The 16,357-nt window shown below is 58.8% G+C and carries 18 protein-coding genes; 8 read left to right on the forward strand and 10 right to left on the reverse strand.

Annotated features, from left to right (window positions below):
• The first annotated feature begins 66 nt into the window (after positions 1-66).
• Both KGB23_RS03230 and KGB23_RS03235 read left to right on the forward strand, forming a co-directional pair.
• Entirely contained in the window at positions 67-2,172 is a 2,106-nt protein-coding gene (locus tag KGB23_RS03230) for a TonB-dependent siderophore receptor (RefSeq protein ID WP_223429859.1), read from the forward strand.
• A gap of 13 nt (positions 2,173-2,185) precedes the next feature.
• Positions 2,186-2,905 carry a DUF4198 domain-containing protein gene (locus KGB23_RS03235; RefSeq protein ID WP_223429860.1) on the forward strand — a complete coding sequence of 240 codons (720 nt, stop codon included), beginning with the start codon at positions 2,186-2,188 and terminating at the stop codon, positions 2,903-2,905.
• A gap of 135 nt (positions 2,906-3,040) precedes the next feature.
• Here the strand turns inward: KGB23_RS03235 and hisC are convergent, their stop codons facing one another.
• The 10 genes from hisC to KGB23_RS03285 form a co-directional block, all read right to left on the reverse strand.
• Positions 3,041-4,093, reverse strand: coding sequence for a histidinol-phosphate transaminase (hisC, locus tag KGB23_RS03240; protein WP_223429861.1), 1,053 nt, complete (start codon positions 4,091-4,093; stop codon positions 3,041-3,043).
• 2 nt (positions 4,094-4,095) lie between these two features.
• Entirely contained in the window at positions 4,096-5,421 is a 1,326-nt protein-coding gene (gene hisD / locus KGB23_RS03245) for a histidinol dehydrogenase (protein ID WP_223429862.1), read from the reverse strand.
• A gap of 125 nt (positions 5,422-5,546) precedes the next feature.
• Positions 5,547-6,182, reverse strand: a complete 636-nt coding sequence (gene hisG, locus KGB23_RS03250; protein WP_007901570.1) for an ATP phosphoribosyltransferase — start codon at positions 6,180-6,182, stop codon at positions 5,547-5,549.
• A gap of 126 nt (positions 6,183-6,308) precedes the next feature.
• Positions 6,309-7,574, reverse strand: coding sequence for a UDP-N-acetylglucosamine 1-carboxyvinyltransferase (gene murA, locus KGB23_RS03255; protein ID WP_150658806.1), 1,266 nt, complete (start codon positions 7,572-7,574; stop codon positions 6,309-6,311).
• Positions 7,575-7,596: 22 nt separating this feature from the next.
• Positions 7,597-7,836, reverse strand: a complete 240-nt coding sequence (locus KGB23_RS03260) for a BolA family protein (protein ID WP_007912386.1) — start codon at positions 7,834-7,836, stop codon at positions 7,597-7,599.
• 113 nt (positions 7,837-7,949) lie between these two features.
• Positions 7,950-8,255 carry a lipid asymmetry maintenance protein MlaB gene (locus KGB23_RS03265; protein WP_150658805.1) on the reverse strand — a complete coding sequence of 102 codons (306 nt, stop codon included), beginning with the start codon at positions 8,253-8,255 and terminating at the stop codon, positions 7,950-7,952.
• The gene (locus KGB23_RS03270) at positions 8,252-8,908 is read right to left on the reverse strand and encodes a phospholipid-binding protein MlaC (RefSeq protein ID WP_223429863.1); all 657 of its coding nucleotides are present in this window, start codon (positions 8,906-8,908) and stop codon (positions 8,252-8,254) included. The genes KGB23_RS03265 and KGB23_RS03270 overlap by 4 nt, the downstream gene beginning before the upstream one ends.
• Positions 8,909-8,919: 11 nt before the next feature.
• Positions 8,920-9,387, reverse strand: coding sequence for an outer membrane lipid asymmetry maintenance protein MlaD (gene mlaD / locus KGB23_RS03275; protein WP_046045861.1), 468 nt, complete (start codon positions 9,385-9,387; stop codon positions 8,920-8,922).
• On the reverse strand, positions 9,387-10,184 hold the full coding sequence (mlaE, locus tag KGB23_RS03280; RefSeq protein WP_008150745.1) for a lipid asymmetry maintenance ABC transporter permease subunit MlaE: 798 nt from the start codon (positions 10,182-10,184) through the stop codon (positions 9,387-9,389). Before mlaE ends, mlaD begins: the two co-directional genes overlap by 1 nt.
• The gene (locus tag KGB23_RS03285; RefSeq protein ID WP_008150748.1) at positions 10,184-10,993 is read right to left on the reverse strand and encodes an ATP-binding cassette domain-containing protein; all 810 of its coding nucleotides are present in this window, start codon (positions 10,991-10,993) and stop codon (positions 10,184-10,186) included. The genes mlaE and KGB23_RS03285 overlap by 1 nt, the downstream gene beginning before the upstream one ends.
• Positions 10,994-11,269: 276 nt before the next feature.
• Here KGB23_RS03285 and KGB23_RS03290 point away from each other — a divergent pair, with 276 nt between their 5' ends.
• The 6 genes from KGB23_RS03290 to KGB23_RS03315 all read left to right on the forward strand — a co-directional run bounded on the left by KGB23_RS03290 (position 11,270) and on the right by KGB23_RS03315 (position 16,286).
• Positions 11,270-12,244 (forward strand): KpsF/GutQ family sugar-phosphate isomerase, encoded by a 975-nt coding sequence (locus KGB23_RS03290; RefSeq protein ID WP_046045859.1) that lies wholly within the window; start codon positions 11,270-11,272, stop codon positions 12,242-12,244.
• Entirely contained in the window at positions 12,244-12,768 is a 525-nt protein-coding gene (locus KGB23_RS03295) for a KdsC family phosphatase (RefSeq protein ID WP_033057989.1), read from the forward strand. The genes KGB23_RS03290 and KGB23_RS03295 overlap by 1 nt, the downstream gene beginning before the upstream one ends.
• A gap of 7 nt (positions 12,769-12,775) precedes the next feature.
• Positions 12,776-13,348, forward strand: a complete 573-nt coding sequence (gene lptC / locus KGB23_RS03300; protein ID WP_223429864.1) for an LPS export ABC transporter periplasmic protein LptC — start codon at positions 12,776-12,778, stop codon at positions 13,346-13,348.
• On the forward strand, positions 13,335-13,883 hold the full coding sequence (gene lptA, locus KGB23_RS03305) for a lipopolysaccharide transport periplasmic protein LptA (protein ID WP_056742953.1): 549 nt from the start codon (positions 13,335-13,337) through the stop codon (positions 13,881-13,883). The genes lptC and lptA overlap by 14 nt, the downstream gene beginning before the upstream one ends.
• Positions 13,883-14,608, forward strand: a complete 726-nt coding sequence (lptB, locus tag KGB23_RS03310; protein WP_223429865.1) for an LPS export ABC transporter ATP-binding protein — start codon at positions 13,883-13,885, stop codon at positions 14,606-14,608. Before lptA ends, lptB begins: the two co-directional genes overlap by 1 nt.
• Positions 14,609-14,792: 184 nt before the next feature.
• The gene (locus KGB23_RS03315; protein WP_046045855.1) at positions 14,793-16,286 is read left to right on the forward strand and encodes an RNA polymerase factor sigma-54; all 1,494 of its coding nucleotides are present in this window, start codon (positions 14,793-14,795) and stop codon (positions 16,284-16,286) included.
• The last annotated feature ends 71 nt before the right edge of the window (positions 16,287-16,357 follow it).

Consider the following 16,357-nt stretch of genomic DNA (forward strand, 5'->3'; position numbering starts at 1 on the left):
GTTAACAGCAGACATTCTCATTAGTCATGTTATATTGTTTCAATATTACTATTGGAACAACATAACATGTCGTCTCGAACAATGGCTTCCCTCGCAGGCCTGGCCCTCGGTTTGCTGGGGGATCCAGTCTTCGCCGAAGAATCGCAAACCGTTGAACTGGACGCCATCAGCGTCACCTCCGAGTACGAATCCCCCACCGGCCCGGTCAAGGGTTACCGCGCCACGCGCTCCTCCAGCGCAACCAAGACCGACACGGCCATTCGCGATATCCCGCAATCGATCAGTGTGATTCCCGTCAGCGTGCTCAAGGATCTGGGCAGCACCAGCGTCGAACGCGCGCTGGATTTTGCCGGTGGCGTGTCGAAGCAGAACAACTTCGGCGGCCTGACGCTTTACGAATACAGCGTGCGCGGCTTCACCACTTCGGAGTTTTACAAGGACGGTTTCAGCGCCAACCGTGGCTATCCGAGCACGCCGGACGTGGCCAACATCGAACGCATCGAAGTGCTCAAAGGCCCGGCCGCCAGCCTCTATGGTCGTGGCGATCCGGGCGGTACGGTGAACATCGTTACCAAGAAACCCCAGCCCGAAGCCTTCACCACCCTGCTAACCAGCGCCAGCAGCTGGGATCGCTATCGCACCGCCGTGGACGTCAACACACCGCTGGATGATAACGGCAACGTACTGTCCCGGGTGAACCTGGCCGTCGAGGACAACCACAGCTTCCGCGATCATGTCGACAGCCAGCGTGTGTTCGTTGCGCCTTCCTTCAGCTGGCAACTGAACCCGGACACCAGCCTGTTGGTGGAGAGCGAATTCGTTCGCCACAGCTCGACATTCGATCGAGGTATCGTCGCGCCGAACAATAAATGGAGCGGCGTCTCCCGTTCGACCTTCCTTGGCGAACCCAACGACGGCAACATCGACAACCACAACAATCTGCTGCAAGCCGCCCTCGAACATCAGCTCAACGACCGCTGGAAACTGCGCCTCGCCAGTCATTACAAGGAAGGCAAGCTCTGGGGCTTCGCCTCCGAAAACCGTCCCTTGAACGCCGACGGCCACACCGTCAACCGTCGCTACCGCGAGCGCGATACCAACTGGCATGACAGCATCACCCAACTCGAATTGCGCGGTTTGTTCGACATCGGCAGTTGGCAACACGAACTGCTGATCGGCAGCGAATACGAGAATTTTCGCAAGAACGAACGGGTCACGACCATTGCCGGCGGCCCGTACGCCATCGATATCTATCGACCGATATACGGCCAGCCGAAACCCAATGGCGCACGCTCCGGGACCGACTTCTTCGAGCACGTTGAAAGCCAGGCGCTGAACCTCCAAGACCAGATCGTTTTCACTGACAAACTGCGCGGCGTGCTCGGTGCGCGCTTCGAACATTTCGAACAAAGCATCGACGATCACAGCCGCAACGCGACCAGCCGCCAGCGTCACGATGCCCTGACCCAGCGAGCCGGCCTGCTCTACCAACTGACGCCCGAAGTGGGGGTGTTCGCCAACGCCTCCACCTCGTTCAAACCGAACAACGGGCTGGACGCCGCCGGCAAGTCCTTCGATCCGGAAGAAGGTGTCGGTTATGAAGTCGGGATCAAGAGCGAGCTGTTCGACGACCGCTTGAGCACCACCCTCGCCGCCTTCCATATCGAAAAGGAAAACGTCCTGGCGCTCGATCCCAGCACCGATTCCAGCCGCGCCATGGGCAAGGCCCGCAGCCAGGGTGTCGACATGCAGGTCACTGGGCAAGTGACCGACGCCGTGCGAGTGATCGGTGCTTTCGCTTACATCGACGCCGAAGTCACCCAAGGCGACAAGGTGATTCCCACCGGCAGCCGAATTCTCGGTGTGGCCAAACGCAGCGGCAGTGTGTTGGGTGTTTATGAATTTCAGGATGGCCATTTGCGTGGTTCGGACCTTGGTGCAGCGTTCACCTATGTCGGCGATCGCTCAGGTGAAGCCGGCAGCGATTTCGAGCTGCCGGCCTACCACACCATCGACCTGCTGGCCCATTACAAGGCCAGCGAAAACGTCACCGTGGGCCTGAACCTGAACAACCTTTTCGACGAGAAATACTTCGAGCGCTCCTACAGCAACTACTGGGTCAACCCCGGCGAGCCGCGCAATTTCACCGTCAGCCTGACAATCAACCTGTAAAAGGACGTCCACCATGCACCACCTAAAATCCCTGGCGCTACTCAGTCTGTTGTGTGCCAGCCAAGTCTCGGCCCACGGTCTCTGGACCGAAGAGCGTCGCGGCAACATCGAAGTCATCTACGGCCACGGTGCCGAAGACAACGCCTTCAAGGCGCAGAAAATCAGTGGCGCGTGGGCTTATGACGTTGGCGGCAAAATGATCCCGGTGAGCGTGCAACGGCTGGCCGACCACGCCCGCCTGCAGCCGTTGAAACCGCCGGCGGTGATGGCCGTGGCGCTGAACAACGGCATGTGGTCGCAGACCGCGGATAAGAAATGGATCAACGAAGGGCGCAGCAAAGTACCGGGGGCCATTGAGTCGACCCAGACCTTCAAATACAGCCTGGCGATATACCAGCCGGGGGCGAAACTGCCGAAGCTCGATCAGATGAAATTGCTGATTCTGCCGGAGGTTGATCCGCTGACCGTTGGGCCGGGTAAATCGTTACCGATTCGAGTGCTGTTGGACGGTAAGCCGGCGGCGGGTGTGAAGTTGGTGGGCGATTATCGCAGCGCGCCGAATACGTTAAGCACCGAGACCGACTCAGAGGGTCGGGCGCAAGTATTGGTGCGTAATGAAGGGTTGAATGTGATTGCGGCGCAGGTCGAAGTGCCGGTAAAGGACAGCAAGGATGCGGACAGTCGCGGACTGTTCAGTTCGCTAACGTTCCTGGGCGAACCGCATCACGAGTAACACACCAAATCCTGTAGGAGCGAGGCTTGCCCGCGATTCGCGAGCAAGCCCGCTCCCACACTTGATCTTCTGTGAACACACTATTGGTGAGCAATGGAGATCCAGTGTGGGAGCGGGCTTGCTCGCGAAAGCGGTTTAAAGGTCGCCGAGGCCGTCGATCAACGCCTGATTCTGCTCCGGCGTGCCAATCGAGATCCGCAGGAACTGGGCAATCCGTTCCTGCTTGAAGTGCCGAACGATCACGCCTTGTTCACGCAACTTCGCCGCCAGCCCTGCCGCATTGTGTTTCGGATGACGGGCGAAGATGAAGTTCGCCGCCGACGGCAACACTTCAAAGCCCTTCGCTTCCAATTGCGTAACGACCCATTCACGATTCTCGATGACCAACCGGCAGGTCTTGTCGAAGTACTCACGATCTTCGAACGCTGCGGCTGCACCGACATTCGCCAGACGATCCAGCGGATAGGAGTTGAAGCTGTTCTTGATCCGCTCCAGCGCCTCGATCAAATCCGGATGCCCCACCGCCAAACCAACCCGCAGGCCGGCCAGCGAACGGGACTTGGACAAGGTCTGAGTCACTAGCAGGTTCGGATAACGATCCACCAGGCTGATCGCCGTCTCACCGCCAAAATCGATGTAGGCCTCATCCACCACGACCACCGAATCCGGGCTGGCCTTGAGGATTTGCTCAACCGCGTCCAGCGCCAGCAGGCAACCGGTCGGCGCGTTCGGGTTGGGGAAAATGATCCCGCCGTTCGGCTTGGCGTAGTCCGCCGGGTTGATCTGGAACTGCTCGTCCAGCGGCACCGCGTCGAAGGCAATGCCGTACAACCCGCAGTAAACCGGGTAGAAGCTGTAGCTGATGTCCGGGAACAGGACCGGAATATCATGTTGCAGCAAACCGTGAAAGATGTGCGCCAGGACTTCATCGGAACCGTTGCCGAGGAACACTTGGTTGCTTTGCACGCCGTAATACGTGGCCACGGCGTTCTTCAGCAGGTCGCTGTTGGGGTCCGGGTACAGACGCAAATTGTCATTCAGTTCGGTCTGCATCGCCGCCAAGGCTTTTGGCGATGGACCGTACGGGTTTTCGTTGGTGTTGAGCTTCACCAGTTTCGCCAGTTTCGGCTGCTCGCCCGGTACGTAAGGCACCAGATTCTTGACGAAGGGACTCCAGAATTTACTCATGCTCAGTTGCCCTTCTTGTCGTCAATGATGCGGTATTCGGCGCTGCGGGCGTGAGCGGTCAGCGACTCGCCACGGGCCAGCACGGAAGCGGTTTTGCCCAGTTCGGAAGCACCCTGCTCGGAGCAGAAGATGATCGACGAACGTTTCTGGAAGTCGTAAACACCCAATGGCGAAGAGAAGCGCGCGGTGCCGGACGTCGGCAACACGTGGTTTGGACCAGCGCAATAGTCGCCCAGGGCTTCGGACGTGTGACGGCCCATGAAGATCGCGCCCGCGTGACGGATCTGCGGCAACCAGGCCTGCGGATCGGCAACCGACAACTCAAGGTGTTCCGGTGCGATACGGTTGGCGACTTCGATGGCTTGTTCCATGTCGCGAACCTTGATCAGCGCACCGCGACCATTGATCGAGGTTTCGATAATTTCGGCACGCTCCATGGTCGGCAGCAGCTTGGCGATGCTGGCGGCGACCTTGTCGAGGAACTCGGCGTCCGGGCTGACCAGAATCGCCTGGGCGTCTTCGTCGTGCTCGGCTTGGGAGAACAGGTCCATGGCGATCCAGTCCGGATCAGTCAGGCCGTCGCAGACCACGAGGATTTCGGATGGGCCGGCGATCATGTCGATGCCGACCTGGCCGAACACATGGCGCTTGGCGGTGGCGACGTAGATGTTGCCCGGACCGACCACCTTATCGACCTTCGGTACGCTTTCGGTGCCGTAAGCCAGCGCGGCGACCGCTTGAGCGCCGCCGATGGTGAACACGCGGTCGACGCCGGCGATGCAAGCTGCGGCCAGCACCAGCTCGTTGATTTCGCCACGAGGCGTCGGCACCACCATGACCACTTCGGTCACGCCGGCCACCTTGGCTGGAATCGCATTCATCAGCACCGAGGACGGATAAGACGCCTTGCCGCCCGGTACATACAGGCCGGCGCGATCCAGCGGCGTAACTTTCTGGCCCAGCACGGTGCCATCGGCTTCGGTGTAGCTCCAGGAATCCTGCTTCTGTTTCTCGTGGTAGCTGCGTACTCGGGACGCGGCTTTTTCCAGCGCTTCACGCTGAGGCACGGTGATTCGGGTCAGGGCCAGTTCCAGGCGCTCACGAGGCAGGATCAGGTCCGCCATGGACGCGACCTGCAGGCCGTCGAACTTCTGGGTGAATTCCACCAGCGCCGCATCGCCACGCTCGCGCACGGCCTTGATGATGTCCAGCACTCGCTGATTGACCGAGTCGTCAGACACACTTTCCCAGCTCAGCAGATGATCCAGATGATGTGCGAAATCCGGGTCAGCAGCGTTGAGTCGGCGAATTGCAGTCGGTGCGGTCATAGCGAGAGCCTCATAGGAATGGCAAAAACTCAGGCGCCCTAACTTAGCAGTCGTTTCCGCTTGGGCACCTGAGATTCTGGCTATGAGGCGGATAGACGGGCGCGACTCAAGGTCGCGCAGGTAAATCAGCCGCGGTGTCGAGACTCCACTGCCTTGCGCAGGGTGTCGATCAACGCCTGGATACGGGCGTGCTGCATTTTCATCGAAGCTTTGTTCACGATCAGCCGGGAGCTGATGTCGGCAATGAAATCCTGGGGTTCCAGACCATTGGCGCGCAGGGTGTTACCGGTGTCGACCACGTCGATGATCTTGTCTGCCAGACCGATCAGCGGCGCCAGTTCCATCGAGCCATAGAGCTTGATGATGTCGACTTGACGGCCCTGTTCGGCGTAGTAGCGCTTGGCAACGTTGACGAATTTGGTCGCCACACGCAGCCGGCCCTTGGGCTCGACATCACCGACACGGCCGGCGGTCATCAGCTTGCAGAGGGCAATTCGCAGGTCCAATGGCTCGTACAGGCCCTGGCCGCCGTATTCCATCAGCACATCTTTACCGGCGACGCCCAGGTCAGCGGCACCATGTTCGACGTAAGTCGGCACATCGGTGGCGCGCACGATCAACAGGCGCACATCGGCCTGAGTCGTGGGGATGATCAGCTTGCGGCTCTTGTCCGGATTCTCGGTCGGCACGATGCCCGCTTCAGCCAGAAGCGGCAGGGTGTCGTCAAGGATGCGGCCCTTGGACAGTGCGATGGTCAACATGGGAAACGTCAGTCCTTATCAAGGTACTCATGCCCGGTCGCAAATGGCGCCGGACACACATCGAGCCGGAAACCGGCTCGACTTCAACAAATCAACGGGCACGTCCCTGTGCCCATGCAACAGAAACTAGCCCGGTACGCGGCGGATCTTGGCACCGAGCATCTGCAGTTTCTCTTCGATGCACTCGTAACCACGGTCGATGTGGTAGATGCGGTCGATCAAGGTGTCACCTTCAGCGATCAACGCCGAGATCACCAGACTGGCCGAAGCACGCAGGTCGGTGGCCATGACTGGCGCGCCCTTGAGCTTTTCGGTACCGGTGACGATGGCGGTGTTGCCTTCGACCTGGATCTTCGCACCCATGCGGTGCAGCTCGTAAACGTGCATGAAGCGGTTTTCGAAGATCGTCTCGATCACGGCACCAGTGCCTTCGGCAATGGCGTTGAGCGAGATGAACTGCGCCTGCATGTCGGTCGGGAACGCCGGGTACGGAGCGGTGCGCACGTTAACGGCTTTTGGCCGCTTGCCGTGCATGTTCAGCTCGATCCAGTCTTCACCGCAGGTGATTTCGGCACCTGATTCCTTGAGTTTCTCAAGAACGGCTTCGAGGATGGTCGGATCGGTGTCCTTGACCTTCACACGACCACCGGTCACAGCAGCTGCGACCAGGTAAGTGCCGGTCTCGATACGGTCAGGCATCACTTTGTAAGTGGTCGGGTGCAGACGCTCGACGCCATCGATGGTGATGGTGTCAGTGCCGGCGCCAGTGATCTTGGCGCCCATAGCGATCAGGAAGTTCGCCAGGTCGATGACTTCAGGCTCGCGAGCGGCGTTTGCCAGAACGCTGCGGCCCTTGGCCAGAGCGGCCGCCATCATGATGTTTTCGGTGCCGGTCACACTGACGGTGTCGAAGAAGAAGTGCGCACCGCGCAGGCCACCTTCAGGCGCCTTGGCCTTGATGTAGCCGCCTTCGACGTCAATGACCGCGCCCATGGCTTCGAGGCCACGAATGTGCAGGTCAACCGGACGCGAACCAATGGCGCAACCGCCAGGCAGTGCGACTTCGGCTTCACCGAAACGGGCAACCATCGGGCCCAGCACCAGGATCGACGCACGCATGGTTTTCACCAGTTCGTACGGAGCGATCAGGGTCTTGATGGTGCGTGGGTCGATTTCGACGCTGAGTTTCTCGTCGATCACCGGCTCGATGCCCATACGACCGAACAGCTCGATCATGGTGGTGATGTCGTGCAGGTGCGGCAGGTTGGCAACAGTCACCGGGCCATCGCACAGCAAGGTTGCAGCCAGGATCGGCAGGGCAGAGTTCTTTGCCCCGGAGATGCGGATCTCGCCATCAAGACGAGCGCCACCGGTAATAATCAATTTATCCATAAGAATCTCGACGCCCTTGGGCTCAGGTGCGCTCGGCCCAGGCCGCGCTGCTGAAAAATTTCATAGTGACCGCATGGATGCTGCCATCGGTGATCCATGGGTTCAAATGGGCATAGATCTGCTGCTGACGCTTCACCGGGCTCAACGCCGCCAGTTCATCGCTAATCACGTTCAGCTGAAAGTTGCAGCCTTCGCCCTCGACTTCTACTAGGGTTCCTGGCAGCTTTCCTTCAAGGAAGCTCTTCACTTCTACGGCCTGCATGCTCAACCTCAATCGGCGCCCTGTGCGCGCGGGTCGGACATCATACAAAAAAGCCCCGCGCCTGCGAACCCCGCGAAGCAGGACTCTGACGGGGGGCTTCTTTATAGATGCGGTTAGGGATGCGCCAACAGCTCGGTCAATTCGCTGACCTGAGCGATTTCGCGCATGTCTTCTGGCATCCCACGGATGCTCAACGCCTTGCCGGCCGCCTCTGCATCACGCATGAAGCACAGCAGCAGCGACAAGCCGACACTGCTGGACTTCAACACTGCCGAGCAATCGACCACCAGAGCCGCGGCCTTGGCGGACTTAATCAGCGCCTGCCCCTGCTTGCGCAAACCGGGGCCAGTGCGGTAATCCAGCATGCCGCTAAGCGTCAGCTCGCCGGATTCGCTCATGCGAATGGCCGACACACTCATTGAGTTTGCGTCTCGGTGGTTTGCTTCTGACTGGCTTCCTTGGCTTTGGCGACTTCCCCGGCCCAACCATTGATGGTCTTGTCCAGGTCGTTGCCATTGCGCTGCATCGCATCAGCGAACTGATCACGGAACAGCTTGCCGATGTTAATGCCGTTGATAATTACGTTGCGCAGCTTCCACTCGCCATTGATCTTTTCGAGTGTGTAAGACACCGGATAGATCGCGCCATTGGTGCCCTTGACCGTCATGCCAACGCTTGTACGGTCTCCCGACTCATCCTTGGCAGGGTCTACGACGATCCCCTGATTGTTGTATTCGAGCAAAGCGTTGCCATAGAACTGGAACAGACCCTTTTTGAAGTTTTCTTCAAAGGTCTTCATTTGCGCAGGCGTGGCTTTGCGCGAGTATTTGACCGTCATGATGCTCTTGGAAATGCCCTCGGCATCCACAACAGGTCCGACGATGCTGTCCAGCGCGGCATAAAAGTCTTTCGGATCCTGCTTGTACTTCTCTTTATTGGCCGACAGATCGGCAAGTAACCGATTGGTGGTGTCCTGCACGATATCGTGCGCTGAGGGCGCTGCCACGGCGTTAGCCATCAACGGCAGGGCCGCGAGTAATACCAACAGGCCACGTCGCAAGTTAGAGATCATTCAAAAGCTCCTCATTTGGCGTCTTTACTAACGGTATTGAGCAGAAATTTACCGATCAGGTCTTCGAGTACCAGCGACGACTGCGTGTCGTGGATGGTTCCACCATCCTTGAGCAAGCCTTCTTCGCCGCCCACGCTGAGACCGATGTACTTCTCGCCCAACAGGCCAGCGGTCAGGATAGATGCAGTGGAGTCAGTCGGCAGGTTATCTACGCGTTTTTCCAGCTGCATGGTCACTCGACCGGTGAAACTGTCGCGATCCAGATCGATTGCCGTGACCTTGCCGATGGTCACACCGGCCATGGTCACTTTAGCTCTGACAGTCAAACCGGCGATATTGTCGAAATACGCATAAAGTTTATAAGTGTCGGTGGTTGCGCTCGGGGACAGGCCACTCACCCGCAACGCCAGCAACAGCAAAGCCAGGATGCCAGCCAGCAAGAAAAGGCCGACACCGATTTCCAGGGTGCGGTTTTGCATCAGAAATCTCCAAACATCAAGGCGGTCAGAATAAAGTCCAGGCCGAGTACAGCCAAAGAGGCATACACCACGGTCTTGGTAGTGGCACGACTGATCCCCTCGGAAGTGGGCTCGCAGTCATAGCCTTGGAATACGGCGATCCAGGTCACGACAAAGGCGAAAACAATGCTTTTGATGATGCCGTTGAGCACATCGTCTGCAAAGGTCACGCTGTTCTGCATGTTGGACCAGTAGGAACCTTCATAGACACCCAGCCAGTCGACAGCCACCCACGAACCACCCCAGATGCCCACCACGCTGAAAATCATCGCCAGCACCGGCAGGGAAATGAAGCCGGCCCACAGGCGCGGGGCAATGATGTACTTGAGCGGGTCGACACCAATCATTTCCAGACTGGACAACTGCTCGGTGGACTTCATGTTGCCGATTTCGGCAGTCAATGCCGAACCGGCGCGCCCGGCGAACAGCAATGCCGTGACCACGGGCCCCAGTTCGCGCAACAGCGTCAGCGCAACCATCTGGCCGACCGCCTGCTCCGAACCATAGCTGGATAGAATATTGAAACCTTGCAGCGCCAGCACCATGCCGATGAATACCCCGGAGACCACGATGATCACCAGGGACATTACGCCCACCGAATGCAGCTGCTTGATCAGCAAGCCAAAACCGCCGCCAATGCCGCCACGGCCAAGCAAGGCATGAAACAGGAATATCGCCGAACGGCCGAACACCCCCAGCACGTCAATGCCAGAGTGGCCGAACCGGCGAACCCGTTCTATTAGTGAAATCTTGCGCATCAACGCTGCCCCAGAAGATCTGCGCGGTAATCCGTCGCTGGAAAGTGATAGGCGACCGGACCGTCAGGCTCGCCTGTCATGAATTGACGGATGCGTGGCTCCTGCGAGTTCATCAGCTCCTCGGGAGTACCCTGCCCCAACACCTGGCCTTCGCCGACGACATAGATGTAATCGGCGATGCTCGCGGTCTCGGCCAGGTCGTGGGAGACCACGATACTGGTGATACCCAGCGCATCGTTGAGCAGGCGGATCAGGCGCACCAGTACGCCCATGGCGATGGGGTCCTGGCCGACAAAGGGCTCGTCATACATGAGGATTTGCGGATCGAGGGCAATCGCCCGAGCCAGAGCGACACGACGTTTCATGCCGCCGGACAACTCGTCAGGCATCAGGTCGATGGCGCCACGCAAGCCCACAGCCTGCAATTTGAGCAGGACAATGTCCCGGATCATTTCTTCCGGCAGTTCGGTATGAACGCGTAGCGGAAAGGCGACGTTCTCGAACACATCGAGATCGGTGAACAGTGCACCACTCTGAAACAGCACGCCCATGTGCTTTCGCGCATCGAACAGATCACTGCGCGACAGTTTCGGCAGGTTCTGTCCATTGACCCAGACTTCGCCTTTGGTAGGCCGCAACTGTGCGCCCATCAGCCGCAACAGCGTAGTCTTGCCACACCCGGAAGGCCCCATGATGCCGGTGACCTTGCCGCGCGGGATACGTATATCGACGTTATTGAAAATGCTGCGCGTTCCGCGCTTGAAGGTCAGTCCCTTCAGCTCGACCGCGTAGGCTTTATCGGCACTCATCTAAACTCCTTGCGATGCAGCCTCTCACTCGGACGCCTGACTTTCTGGCGAAAGCACATACCTCCCGGGCAGGCCGAACTGGCGGCGAACTATATCACTGCAAAGGCCAAGCGCCCAAGGCCCAAGCCAGGCCATGTTCAGCAACATGACGGGGTAAAAGCTTATATTTAAGGGTATTCGGTAACCGGGAATGACAAAGCGCGACGAACTTGCGTGAGGGTTTTGATCATTACCGCTATAATCGCCGCCTTTTCATCAGGCTATACGATTTCTGACATGAGCCAATCCAGCGACCTGATTCAATCAGCACAACGCACCATCCGCCTCGAACTGGAAGCCGTACAAGGCTTGTTGCCCCGTATCGACGCAGATTTCGTACGCGCTTGCGAGATGATTCTGGCCAGCAAAGGCCGCGTAGTCGTGGTCGGCATGGGCAAATCCGGGCACATCGGCAACAAGATCGCCGCCACCCTGGCCAGCACCGGCACCACGGCCTTTTTCGTGCACCCGGCCGAAGCCAGCCACGGCGATATGGGCATGATCACCCGCGACGACATCATCCTGGCACTGTCGAACTCCGGCTCCACCAATGAAATCGTCACCCTGCTGCCGCTGATCAAGCGCCTGGGCATTCAATTGATCAGTATGACCGGCAACCCTGACTCACCGCTGGCGAAGGCTGCCGAGGTCAACCTCAACGTGCACGTCGAGCACGAAGCCTGCCCGCTAAACCTGGCACCGACCTCGTCGACCACTGCCGCGCTGGTCATGGGCGACGCCCTGGCCGTTGCGCTGCTGGAAGCCCGCGGTTTTACCGCTGAAGATTTCGCCTTTTCCCACCCCGGCGGCGCGCTTGGCCGACGCCTGCTGCTGAAAGTGGAAACCGTCATGCACGCTGGCGCAGAACTGCCCCAGGTGCAACGTGGCACGCTACTCAAGGACGCATTGATGGAAATGACCCGCAAGGGCCTGGGCATGACCGCGATTGTGGAGGCTGACGGCAAACTGGCCGGGATCTTCACGGACGGAGACTTGCGCCGCACCCTTGACCGGACCATCGACATCCACCATACGACCATTGACGAGGTCATGACCGTCCACGGCAAGACCGCCCGGGCCGAAATGCTGGCGGCTGAGGCTCTGAAAATCATGGAAGACCATCGAATCAACGCACTGGTAGTGGTGGACAAGGAGGACCGTCCGATCGGCGCCTTCAACCTGTCCGACCTGCTGCGTGCAGGAGTAATGTAATGAGCACCGACCTGCTGCAACGCGGCAAGAACATCAAACTGGCGGTTTTCGACGTCGATGGCGTACTGACCGACGGACGCCTGTACTTCCTCGAAGACGGCAGCGAATTCAAGACGTTCAACACCCTCGACGGCCAAGGCATCAAGATGTTGATGGCAGCCGGCGTGCAGACCGCTATCATCAGCGGCCGCAAGACCCCGGTGGTCGAGCGACGAGCGAAGAACCTCGGTATTCCACACGTGTACCAGGGGCGCGAAGACAAACTGGTAGTGCTCGACGAGCTTCTTGCCCAACTCAACCTAAGCTATGAGCAAGTCGCCTATCTCGGCGACGACCTGCCGGACCTGCCGGTGATTCGCCGCGTCGGCCTGGGCATGGCGGTGGCAAACGCCGCCAGTTTCGTCCGTGAACACGCCCACGGCATCACCCAGGCCCGCGGTGGCGAGGGTGCCGCTCGCGAATTCTGCGAATTGATCCTGCGCGCGCAGGGCCGCCTTGATGCGGCAAACGCCGCGTACCTGTGAGCCAACTATGCTGAGCAAAAAGATTCGCAAATTCCTGGTGTTCGGTTGCATCGCAGCGATGTTCGCGGCGGTCGGCTACTGGAACATCAGCCCGGAACGCTTCCTCGATCAGCCGGTGGCAAAGATCGATGAAACCGCGATCGACTATTACGCGATCAACGCCCACAGCGTGCAATACCTGCCGGACGGCAAACTGCAATACGAAATGACGTCCGACAAGGTTGAACACCTGAAAGCCACCGAAGTGACGCTGTTGACCAATCCCGACCTGAACATGTTCCGCGGCACCGAGTTTCCGTGGCATGTCCAGAGCGAGCACGGCGAAGTGAATCCCGACGGCACTCAGGTCGAACTGATTGACTCGGTGCGCATCACGCGCTTCGACGAGAAAAACCGCAAGACCCTGATTACCACCACCCGCATGACAGTGTTCCCGCAGCAGCAATATGCGCAGACCGAGCAACCCGTTAGAATCGACGGCGCTGGTGGTGTGTCGACTGGCAAGGGAATGAAAGCGTATTTGAAAGAAAGCAGGATACACCTGCTATCTAACGTAAGAGGACAGTATGAGGCTCGTTAAAACCCTCCCTATTTTGCTCGGTCTGAGCGCAGCACTGGGAAGCGTGAGCGCCTGGGCTCTGCCGACCGATCAAGCGCAGCCTATCCGCATCCAGGCCGACGACGCCCAGCTGGACGACAAGAATGGCATTGCCACCTATAAAGGTGACGTGATCATCACTCAGGGCTCGATGATCGTTAAAGGTAATACTGTGACCATCACCCGCACCCCGACCGGCGACATCGACGTGGTGACTTCGGTGGGCAACCTCGCCTATTTCGAGCAACTGCAAACCCAGGGCGACACCAAGCCTGTTCAGGGCTGGGGAGTGACTATTCAGTACCACGCCTCGCAAAACCGCGTTGTGCTGATCGACAAGGCGAAAGTCATCGACAAGGACAACAACGTCACCCAAGGCGAGAAAATCGTCTACGACACGGTCAAAAAGCTTGCGAGCGCCGGTCGCGCGACGGGCAACAAGGTCACCGAGTCGCGTCCGCGCATCGACATGGTGATCCAGCCGAAGAAGAAAACCGACGAGCAAAAGGCCCAGTAATGGCAACTCTGAAAGCTCAGCATCTGGCCAAGAGCTACAAGAGCCGCCAGGTCGTGCGCGACGTCAGCCTGTCGATCGACAGCGGTCAGATCGTCGGCCTGCTGGGTCCCAACGGCGCCGGCAAGACCACCTGCTTTTACATGATTGTCGGCCTGGTACAGGCCGATCAGGGCCGCGTACTGATTGACGACCTGGATGTCAGCCACCAGCCTATGCACGGTCGTGCGAAGGCCGGCATCGGCTATCTTCCGCAAGAAGCATCGATCTTCCGCAAACTCTCGGTAGCCGACAACATAATGGCGATCCTCGAGACCCGCAAGGAACTCGACAAGGGCGGTCGTCGCAAAGAGCTGGAAAGCCTGTTGCAGGAATTCCACATCAGCCACATCCGCGACAATCTCGGCATGAGCCTGTCCGGTGGTGAACGCCGCCGCGTGGAAATCGCCCGGGCACTGGCCACCAACCCGAAATTCATCCTGCTCGACGAACCGTTCGCCGGCGTGGACCCGATTTCGGTGGGCGATATCAAACAGATCATCTATCACCTCAAGGCCAAGGGCATTGGCGTGCTGATCACTGACCACAACGTCCGTGAAACCCTGGATATCTGCGAAACCGCCTACATCGTCAATGATGGCCAGCTGATCGCCGAAGGTGACTCTGCCACCATCCTGGCCAACGACCTGGTCAAGGAAGTGTATCTGGGCCATGAGTTCCGCCTGTAAGCACTGAGGTGTCTGGCTGGTTGCTCGGGCGCTTGTCTCGATAAAAAATCAACATTTTTTTATTGTTACAGCGCTCTAGGCAAACGCTGCAGTTTCGGGCATATAATTTGCTTATGTTTGGCGCTCCGGCGCCCTGTAGTGGATGGCGCATGTGCGCCGGCGAATAAGGTGTTAAGCCCCTGCCATGAAACCATCGCTAGTCTTGAGAATGGGCCAGCAGCTGACGATGACACCGCAGCTGCAACAGGCCATCCGCCTGCTCCAATTGTCGACCCTGGACCTGCAACAGGAAATCCAGGAGGCCCTGGAGTCCAATCCGATGCTCGAACGCCAGGAAGAAGGCGACGACTTCGATAACGCCGACCCCTTGGCCGACAAAGCCGAACAGCAACCCAACGTCGACATTCAGGAACCCTCCTACCAGGAAACCGCCCCGACGGTTGATAACCTCGAGGAAGGCGACTGGAACGAGCGCATCCCCAACGAACTGCCCGTCGATACCGCGTGGGAAGACGTCTACCAGACCAGCGCCAGCAGCCTGCCGAGCAACGATGACGACGAGTGGGACTTCACCACCCGGACATCGGCCGGCGAAAGCCTGCAAAGCCATCTGTTGTGGCAACTGAACCTGGCCCCGATGTCCGACACCGATCGCCTGATCGCCGTGACCCTGATCGACTGCATCAACAATCAGGGCTACCTGGACGAAACCCTCGAGGAGATTCTCGAAGCCTTCGACCCGGAACTGGACATCGAACTGGACGAAATCGAAGCCGTCCTGCACCGCATCCAGCAATTCGAACCGGCCGGCATCGGCGCCCGCAACCTGGGCGAATGCCTGCTGCTGCAATTGCGCCAGTTGCCCGCCAAGACGCCTTGGCTGGTCGAGGCCAAACGCCTGGTCACCGATTACATCGACCTGCTCGGCAGCCGCGATTACAGCCAGCTGATGCGTCGCATGAAGCTCAAGGAAGACGAACTGCGCCAGGTGATTGAACTGGTGCAGAGCCTCAACCCGCGCCCAGGCTCGCAAATCGAGTCCAGCGAAGCCGAATACGTCGTTCCCGACGTGATCGTACGCAAGGACAACGAGCGCTGGCTGGTGGAGCTGAACCAGGAATCCGTGCCACGACTGCGGGTCAACGCTCAATACGCCGGTTTCGTACGCCGCGCCGACACCAGCGCCGACAACACCTTCATGCGCAATCAGTTGCAAGAGGCCCGCTGGTTCATCAAGAGCCTGCAAAGCCGCAACGAAACCCTGATGAAAGTCGCCACTCAGATCGTCGAGCATCAGCGCGGCTTTCTTGAATACGGCGACGAAGCCATGAAACCGCTGGTCCTGCATGACATCGCCGAAGCGGTGGGCATGCACGAGTCGACGATTTCACGGGTGACCACGCAGAAATTCATGCATACCCCACGGGGCATATATGAACTGAAATACTTTTTCTCCAGCCACGTCAGCACCTCCGAGGGCGGTGAATGCTCGTCCACGGCGATCCGCGCGATCATCAAAAAACTGGTTGCCGCGGAAAATCAGAAAAAGCCGTTGAGTGACAGCAAGATCGCTGGTTTACTGGAGGCACAAGGCATTCAGGTGGCTCGCCGCACCGTCGCCAAGTACCGCGAATCCCTCGGGATCGCGCCTTCGAGCGAACGTAAGCGGTTGATGTAGAGCCACGCCACAGCGTTCCAGTGGCAGGCATTTCTGCCTGCCGCTTTATGCACTGGCAACGAAGGAGAAGC

Origin of the sequence: Pseudomonas sp. GL-B-26, from assembly GCF_019947405.1 — a bacterium.
In the GTDB taxonomy this organism is placed as follows: domain Bacteria; phylum Pseudomonadota; class Gammaproteobacteria; order Pseudomonadales; family Pseudomonadaceae; genus Aquipseudomonas.